Annotated in this window: 7 protein-coding genes; 2 read left to right on the top strand and 5 right to left on the bottom strand. The window is 48.6% G+C overall.

Annotated elements, in window-relative coordinates; all coding sequences use genetic code 11:
• Positions 1-40: 40 nt before the first annotated feature.
• The 3 genes from OA57_RS10960 to licT all read right to left on the bottom strand — a co-directional run bounded on the left by OA57_RS10960 (position 41) and on the right by licT (position 4,556).
• Entirely contained in the window at positions 41-1,507 is a 1,467-nt protein-coding gene (locus tag OA57_RS10960; RefSeq protein ID WP_034617729.1) for a glycoside hydrolase family 1 protein, read from the bottom strand.
• Positions 1,508-1,542: 35 nt separating this feature from the next.
• Positions 1,543-3,426, bottom strand: coding sequence for a beta-glucoside-specific PTS transporter subunit IIABC (locus OA57_RS10955; RefSeq protein WP_034617726.1), 1,884 nt, complete (start codon positions 3,424-3,426; stop codon positions 1,543-1,545).
• A 293-nt stretch (positions 3,427-3,719) separates the two neighbouring features.
• Complete coding sequence (gene licT / locus OA57_RS10950) at positions 3,720-4,556, bottom strand: BglG family transcription antiterminator LicT (protein WP_034617724.1); 837 nt, start codon at positions 4,554-4,556, stop codon at positions 3,720-3,722.
• Between the two features lie 173 nt (positions 4,557-4,729).
• Here licT and OA57_RS10945 point away from each other — a divergent pair, with 173 nt between their 5' ends.
• Entirely contained in the window at positions 4,730-5,710 is a 981-nt protein-coding gene (locus tag OA57_RS10945) for an alpha/beta hydrolase (RefSeq protein WP_034617722.1), read from the top strand.
• A gap of 10 nt (positions 5,711-5,720) precedes the next feature.
• The gene (locus tag OA57_RS10940) at positions 5,721-7,319 is read left to right on the top strand and encodes a mucoidy inhibitor MuiA family protein (RefSeq protein WP_034617720.1); all 1,599 of its coding nucleotides are present in this window, start codon (positions 5,721-5,723) and stop codon (positions 7,317-7,319) included.
• A 315-nt stretch (positions 7,320-7,634) separates the two neighbouring features.
• Here the strand turns inward: OA57_RS10940 and OA57_RS10935 are convergent, their stop codons facing one another.
• Both OA57_RS10935 and OA57_RS10930 read right to left on the bottom strand, forming a co-directional pair.
• Complete coding sequence (locus OA57_RS10935) at positions 7,635-8,507, bottom strand: pirin family protein (RefSeq protein WP_034617717.1); 873 nt, start codon at positions 8,505-8,507, stop codon at positions 7,635-7,637.
• 20 nt (positions 8,508-8,527) lie between these two features.
• Entirely contained in the window at positions 8,528-8,758 is a 231-nt protein-coding gene (locus tag OA57_RS10930) for a DUF896 domain-containing protein (protein WP_034617714.1), read from the bottom strand.
• Positions 8,759-8,807: the final 49 nt, after the last annotated feature.

Raw genomic sequence — 8,807 nt, 5'->3', positions numbered from 1 at the left:
GGTTGAATATCTGCCTGTTTTTTTGAACGTCAAAGTGCGGTTACAGTTCCGTACCGTTGCTGGCAATGACGTTTTTATACCAGTAGAACGAATCTTTGCGACGGCGTTCGCCGCTGCCGTTGCCGTCGTCGTCCAAGTCAACATAGATAAAACCGTAACGTTTTGACATTTCCGACGTGGACATACTCACCAAATCAATCGGCCCCCAGCTCAGATAACCGCGTAAATCGACGCCGTCACTGATCGCCTCCTGCATTTGTTGAATATGGGCACGCAGGTAGTCAATACGGTAATCATCATGGATTGTGCCGTCCGCTTCTACTTGGTCATAAGCGCCGAGACCGTTTTCTACAATAAACAGCGGTTTTTGGTAACGGTCGTACAGGTCGTTTAGGGTAATTCGCAGACCGATAGGATCGATTTGCCAGCCCCAGTCGGATGCTTGCAGATACGGATTTTTTACTCCACCCAACAGGTTGCCGCCGGTGCGTTCGACATTGTCATGGGTGGAAGCGGCCAGCGACATATAGTAGCTGAAAGAAACAAAATCTACCGGATACTGTTTTAAAATCGCATCATCACCCAACGCCTTCCGGATTTGCACGTTATTTTCCTGCCAGTGTCTGAGCATGAATTTCGGGTACTCGCCGCGTGCGTGTACATCGGTGAAATACAGATTTTGCTGATTCAACCATTGTGCCAACCGTTGATCCGCCGGATCAGCGCTGTAGGCATAGTGGGTCAGGCGAGCCAGCATACAGCCCATTTGTGCGCCCGGAATGATTTCGTGCAGGCGTTTGGTGGCGAGAGCGCTTGCTACAAATTGATGATGCAGCGCCTGGTATTTGGCATTTTCACGCTCCGCTTCCGGCACGCGGTCAATCACTACGCCGCCGCCGGTGAACGGGCTGTGCATGGTGATCATATTGATTTCATTGAAGGTCAGCCAATATTTGACCAATTCTTTATAACGGCTGAACACGGTTTCCACATAACGCAGGAAATGCCCGATCACTTCACGCCCCAGCCAGCCGTTATATTTCTCGGTCAGACCAAGCGGAGTTTCGTAGTGGCAGAGCGTGACCATCGGTTCGATACCGTATTTATGCATTTCTTTGAACATATCTTCATAGTATTGCAAACCGGCTTCATTCGGCTGCTCGTCGTATCCGTTCGGGAAAATTCGCGCCCAATGAATGGAAATACGGAGCATTTTAAAGCCCATTTCGGCAAACAGTGCAATATCGTCTTTGTATTTATGATAGAAATCAATCCCATCGCGTTTCGGGAAACGTCCTTGAAATTCACCGGATAAAATTGCCTCGATCCGTTGTGATGTTACTTCAATCGCAGCACTGTGCGCGCCGCGTTCGGCTTTCGGCACATAAGCGACCATATCGGCGCTGGACAGCCCTTTGCCGTCGGCATCGAAGCCGCCCTCAATTTGGTTTGCAGCGGTGGCACCGCCCCAAAGAAAGTTTTTTGGAAATGGTTTTAACTTGTTCATAGCATGTTCCTTTTTTTAATGTTACGAGTAAGGGGTTATTTGGCTAATACTTTCATTAACGGTTCGCCGAGATAAATTTGCTGCTCTTGCGTGGCGATGACGTCTAAATAATCATCGCTATTGGCGATGATCACCGGGGTCATTACAGAATAGCCGGCGGCAGTGATCTGTTCGATATCAAATTTCAGCAGCGGTTGCCCAACGGTGATTTTATCGCCGTCCTGCACCAGCTGTTCAAAAAATTGTCCGTTGAGTTGTACGGTGTCCATGCCGACATGAATCAGCACTTCTAAACCGTCATCGGATTCGATATTAATCGCATGTTTGGTCGGGAAAACTGAGCTGACGGTGCCGTTGACCGGTGAAATCAATTCTCCCTGATTGGGTAGAATTGCGATACCTTTTCCGAGTGATTCCGATGAAAAGAGCGGATCGTCAATGCTGTTCAGGGCGTGGATTTCGCCTTGTAACGGGCTGTTCAAACAGAGCTTGAGCAACGGAATGGTAGACACTTTGCCGCTGTCGGTTCGGCTTTCGTTGTGCGGATTGTCGGCATCGGTTGTATTGCCGCCGAGCATCGCATCGTTGAAGCCGAATAAATAGGTCAGAATGACCGCAATGACAAAAGCAACCAACATGCCCAAGCTATAGGCGGTTAAGCTGCTTTCAGCGCCGATCATGACCGGATAGCCCAGCAGTCCGCTAAAGCCGAAAGCGAATGATTTTGTGCCGCCGACGGCAATCAGCGCACCACCGACAGCACCGCCGATCATGCCGCAAATAAACGGTTTTTTGAAACGTAGTGTTACCCCGTAAATTAGCGGTTCGGTGATGCCGAGTACGCCGCTGAAGGCGGTGGAACCGGCAAGGGATTTCAAGTCGTTGTTGCGTGTTTTCAACAATACCCCGATGGTGGCGCCGGCTTGTCCCAGAACGGCGGCTGCGGTCATCGGTAAAAACACATCGAAGCCGAGAACCGCCATATTGTTAATCATAATCGGCACCACACTCCAGTGAACCCCGAAGATGACCAACACTTGCCACAATGCGCCCATGACCAAACCGCTTAACACCGGGCTGCCTTGATAGAGCCATGCCAAGGCGGCTGCCAATCCGTTGCCGATGCCTGAGCCGATCGGCCCGATTACTAAAAATGTGAACGGCACAATTATCAATAATGTAAATGCCGGCGCAAAAAAATTGCGGATCGATTCATGCAGTCTGTTTTCAAAAAATGCCAGCACATAATGTTGTGCCCAAACCGCCAGTAAAATCGGAATGACACTGTAGGTGTAGGTCATCAATGCCAGATCAAAGCCTAAAAAATCAATCGGATTGCCGCTTGCCGTGGCGGCGACAATGGTCGGGTAAACCAATGCCGCTGCAATTGCCAAGGCGATAAACGGGCTGGTGTTCATTTTTTTTGCCGCAGTGATCGCTAAAAAGAGCGGTAGGAAATAAAAAGTTCCGCTTGCTGTGGCATCCAGCACTAAAAATGTTCCGGAATCCTGTGAAAGTACATTCGTTACGGAAAGTATCGCAACCAGCCCCTTTAAAATACCGGCACCGGCCATCACCCCAATTAATGGCGTGAAAACACCGGCCAAATAATCGATCGCTCGGTTCAGCAGCGAGGGTTTTGTCGTTGCGACAGCGGCGTCGGTTTGAATTTTTGCCTGTTGCATAATCGCGGTATAAACTTTCGGCACATTATTGCCGATAACAATTTGAAATTGCCCGCCGCTTTCAATCACGCTGATGACACCGGCAGTTTGGTTCAGCCGGTTTTTATCCGCCAAGCGCTGATCTTTTAACACAAAGCGCAAACGTGTGGCGCAATGCATCAGCGAGTGGATATTTTGTTCACCGCCGATTAAACGAATAATCTCGGCAGCCAGGATTGTAAAATCTTTTGCCATCTTCCATTCCTCAATTTGAAATCATAAAAAAAGCCCAAGCAAAACAAATCACGGATAAAAACCGCACTTTTGTTTTGCTTAGGCTTGCCTACTGAAAGTCACACCCCAAGTGTTAAATACAGGTATAAAAAAAGCCTGAATGGTTTGATAATTGAACGCCAATCAATCAAACCATTCAAGCCTTGCCCGACACTGCAACGTGCGGTGACAACCTTGTATGAGCCGACACTATAAAATGTCTGGGATACCGGGGCAAACGGTGAATGGCAAAATTGTGATTAGGTTCACAAAATTTATTTTTTGATGAGGCGCTGAATGTGAATCGTCAAATAGAGCTGCTCATCTTGATTCAACTGCTTTTGAAAATTGCTTTGCAGATAATGATCGATTTTTTTGACGCAACGGTAGGCATCCGGATAGGCGGTTTTGGTATGTTGATATAAAAAATCATCGTTACTGTCGGCATATTGCGCATTAAACAACCGCTGTGCAAAATATTGCAAATGAGTGACAAAGCGTGAATATGCCAAATCGCTTTCATCCAACACCCGATTGAAATGGTAGCCGACCAAACTCAGAATATCGCGTACGATTTGGGTTGTCCGCATGGTATCCGCCATATCGTCGTTATCCGTGCGGGCGTTGAAAATATGCAGCGCAACAAAACCGGCTTCATCATCGCCTAAATCAATGGCCAGTTCTTGTTTAATCAATTCCACGGCATATTGCCCGATTTGATATTCATTTTTATATAATCGTTTGATTTCAAATAATAAGCCGTTATTAATCGACTGCTGCTTCTTGGCACGTTCGACCGCATGATAAAGGTGATCGGTTAAGCTGACATAAATATTATTCGATAACGTTTTCTCTAATTGGCGATGGGCATAATCGACAATTAAATGGATCAGGCGAAAATATTCCTGCGGAATTTCCGATAAAATTTCAGTTAAGCGTGTGGCGAAAGGGCTTTTATTCAAACTGAAGGTTTTTTCCGCCAAGCCGGGCTCGACATCGTCACCGCACTTTTTGCCAAACGCAATGCCTTTCCCGAGCACAACCAACTCGGCAGCGTTCTCATTTTCGGCAAGAACGGCATTGTTATTAAAAACTTTCTTTATTTTTAACATGATTCAAGTCTGGTTTTTAACGTCAATCAATATTCGATATACCGCTTAATTTAGCATGAAACGATGACGGGCGGTAAGTTGTTTTCTGTATGACGGCGCACTTTTCAGCGAAAGTGCGGTCAAAGAAACGTATTAATCATTTACGAAAAATAGCATTAACCGGAGAAAAAATAATGAAGCAACAATTGTTGAGATGGGCAAGTGCGGTATTGCTGGCTCTGCCGTTGGCGTCAGCCGCAAACTTAAATCCGATGCCTCCGCAAAGCACTTTGCTGGAAGTGGCGGTTGAAAAGCCGTTGGTGAACGAATTGCAAGATATTACCTATGCCCAACCGCAAGTGATGGGGCGTCCGTTGAATTTGAAAATGGATATTCTCAGACCGCAGAGCGACAGCCGTTTGCCCGCCGTGTTGTTTGTCACCGGCGGCGGTTTCCTGATGTCGCCGAAAGCCAATTATATTCAACAGCGGCTGGCAATCGCGGAGGCGGGTTATGTGGTGGTCAGTATTGAATACCGCCATATTCCGCAAGGAAAGTTCCCTGATCCGCTGTTGGATGTTAAATCGGCAATCCGCTATTTGCGTGCGCACGCCGAAGAGTATGGCATTGATCAAGATAAAATTGCGATTATGGGCGAGTCTGCCGGCGGTTATCTTGCCGCATTGGCAGCGACAACCAACGGTGATCGCCAGTTTGATTTGGGGGAAAATCTGGAGCAGAGCAGCGTAGTGCAGGCGGCGATTGATCTCTACGGCTTGTCCGATTTAAGTGAAATCGGCGCGGATTACTCAGCAGAGGTGCAAGCCATGCATGATAAAGAAAATGCGGCTGAAGCCTTGATGTTAAACGGTATTCCGCCGTTTGCGCCGGGCGGTACGGTGAAATCCACGCCGGAAACGGCGGCACAAGCCAATCCGATTACTCACATTTCCAACCGCACACCGCCGTTTTTATTGATGCACGGCGATGCGGATTTGCTGGTTTCGCCGAGTCAGAGCAATATCTTGTTTGAGGCGTTGGTAGAGCAAGGCGTCAACGCAGAGCGTTATGTGGTGAAAAATGCTGATCATGCCGGTGTTTACTGGGCACAGCCGCAAGTCGTCAAGGTCGTTATTGACTTTTTAAATCAACAATTTAAACCCTCATCGAATTAGGGATAAAACCATGAATAAAACGGCATTGGCGGCTATTGCGGCGGCGACCGCACTTTGGGCAAGTCAGACAATGGCTGCGGTGGAAAAGATTGCCTCGAAAATTGAGCAGGTCACGCTTTATCGGCATCTGGCGAAAGTGGAACGCACAGGCGAAATTGAGCTGAAAAAAGGGGTGAACGAGTTGGTTTTCGAGCAGTTGCCGATCAGTTTGGAAGAGAGTTCGTTACAGTTTGCCGCCGAAGGTCGTTCGGGGTTAACGGTGTTGTCGTTGGACAGTGAAGTGCGTTTGGCGAAAAGCCACGCCGCCGAAGCATTACGCCGCCTACAGCAGCAAATTCGTGATCAGCAACAGCAAATCGAACAGCTTCAGGATCAACTTGCCGTCATGGAAAATCAGTTTCAGTTATTGCAATTATTGCAGCAAGGCAGCCTAAATGCCGAGAAAAATCCGTCTATCGAGGAGTTTAGCCGCTTACAACAGTTCTCACGCCGCACTTATGCGGACTTGGCGGAGGAAAAACGGAAAATTTCCACCGTTTTACAGCAGGAGCAGCAAACGCTGGAGCGGTTACAACAGACATATCAACGTTTGGGTGGAGAGCAAGGGTTAATGCAGCGGATCGTGCGGGTGCAGGTTCAGGCGGAGAATGACGGCAAACAAACGGTGAAACTGGCTTATCATACGGGCAATGCATCGTGGCAGCCGCAATATCAACTCAATTATAACAGCAAAAACAATCGGTTAAGTTTGCAATACGGGGCGCAAATTCAGCAAAACAGCAATGAAGACTGGGAGAATGTCAAGCTGGTATTGTCCGGCGCAACGCCGATTCGGGTCGGGGAAGCGCCGCAGGTTCAACCTTGGGTGATTGATTTTTATCAACCGAAAGTGTTGAATTCACCGACAATGGCACTGAGAAACAAAAGTGCGGCAGCGGAAACGGATCTGTTGCCAGTAGCGGCAGCGCCGCAATCGGCGGTGATCGAAAATGATGTGATCGCCTCCAGTTTTCAGATTCCCGGTGCGGTGAGTATTCCCGGCGACAAGGTGAAGCACAATCTGATGATTGCTGAGATTGAGCAGCAAGCGACAGCGGAATATGCTTTTTATCCAAATTACCAAAATACCATTTTGTTGACCGTCAGCGGCAAGAATACGCAAAATTACCCGTTATTGGGCGGCAGCCTGCGCAGTTCGTATGACGGCAAAATCATGGGATCGGGTTATTTGCCGACGTTACTGCCGGGGGCGGAATTTAAACAGCTTATCGGTGAAGATCAAACCATCAGCGTGCAAGCCGAGCCGGTAAAACGTACGCAAGAAAACAGCGGTCTGATTAACAAATCCAATGTAGTTCGGCTTGAAACGGCGTATACCTTGCAAAATGCCCGTGAGCAGGCGGTGGATATTGTGGTTTACGATCGTGTTCCGCAGGCGGTAAATAAAGAGATTACGGTCAATGTGATTGAACCGAATCTGAAAAACGTTACTATTGACGATAACGGTCGTTATCAACAAACGTTCACTCTCGCGCCGAACAGCAAACAAACGGTCAAACAAATCGTTAGCGTGCAATATCCGCAAGATCAGCGGATTGAAGGATTGTAGCGGGCAAAGTGCGGTATAAAAAAGCCATTGAATGTCTTTTCAATGGCTTTTTATTCGTTATTTCAGCTGGTTACCAGTGGTAGCTATAATCCAGTTGCAGCTGCGCATTGCGCTGATGTGGTGCGTGCCTGAGATCCCACCGTTGACGGTTAGGGTGTGGAATGCGGTTCCCGGTTCGAACAAATAAGTAAATTTCAGTTTGAGAGAGAATAGGAATAAATGGTTTTATATCAAATTGTAACCGAATATCCTGTGAGCGGTACGCTTGCGGTCGGCATTGTCCGCCGACCGCACTTTTATCGTTAACGCCGTTTTTCAGGGTGACAAATTGCCGAATTCGCCGCGGTTGAAGGCATGGAATTTTTCAACTAATTCCTCACGGCTGTTCATCACAAACGGGCCGTGGGCGGCAATCGGTTCGTCAATCGGCACACCGCTCAACAATACCAGTTTTACCGCCTCGTCACCGGCTTGCAGACGGATATTGCCCCCTTCCATTTTAAAGGTAACCAATTCCGTCGGGCGGGCAATGTTGTCATCGTTAATCAAGAGATTGCCCCGCAAGGTAAGCGACATCAGATTGTGGTTTGCCGGCAGCTCAAGTGCGGTTTTCGCCTCGGCATTCAGATCGATTTGCCACATATTCAGCTCGCTAAAGGTGTGAGCCGCCCCTGTTGTGCCGTTATAATTGCCGGCAATCACCCGCACGCTGCCCGCATTGTCCGCCAGTTTGCAGTGCGGAATATCGGCGGCGGAAATACTTTGATAAGCCGCCGGCGTGTTTTTGTCTTTGGCAGGCAGATTGACCCAGAATTGCAACATTTCGAACATGCCGCCTTCACGGCTGAAGCGTTCGCTGTGGAATTCCTGATGGACAATTCCGCGTCCGGCAGTCATCCATTGGACATCGCCGGTGCCGATCACGCCGCCGTTGCCGGCGCTGTCACGGTGTTCCACTTCCCCTTGCAGAGCAATGGTGACCGTTTCGAATCCGGCGTGCGGATGGGCGCCCACACCGCGCGGATCGGCTTCATTCGGTGCAAAGTGCTGCGGCATGGCATAATCCAGCATTAAGAACGGGCTGGTGAATTTGTCGTCCGCCATATGGGAAAACAGCGGTGAAACATAAAAACCGTCGCCGACCCAGTGTTTGCGCGGGGCGGCATAAATTTTATCGATAGTACGCATTTTTCTTCCTTTTCTCTCAGTTAATTTATCATTCCGTTACGTTGTGCTCGGCGCAATTTTTCCGGGGTGACATCATTACCCAGCGGATCGACCACTGTGACGCCGGATAGTACACGGGTGATTTGCCCACGAATGGCGGCGAGATAACGTTGTCGCAGTTCGTCCCTTTCCGCCGGTTCAAGCGTGGAAAGTGCGGTGATTTTTGCTTTTCGGGCGAGTTCATTGATTCGATCCGGTTCTAGAATACGCATTTCTCCTCCTTTCATGGTGACGGTTGCCGAATGGATATGCGACAGTTTA

The organism is Chelonobacter oris, assembly GCF_000772535.1.
GTDB lineage: Bacteria > Pseudomonadota > Gammaproteobacteria > Enterobacterales > Pasteurellaceae > Chelonobacter > Chelonobacter oris.
The sequence above is the reverse complement of the archived record's forward strand: the minus strand, read 5'-3'. Positions and strand labels throughout refer to the sequence as shown.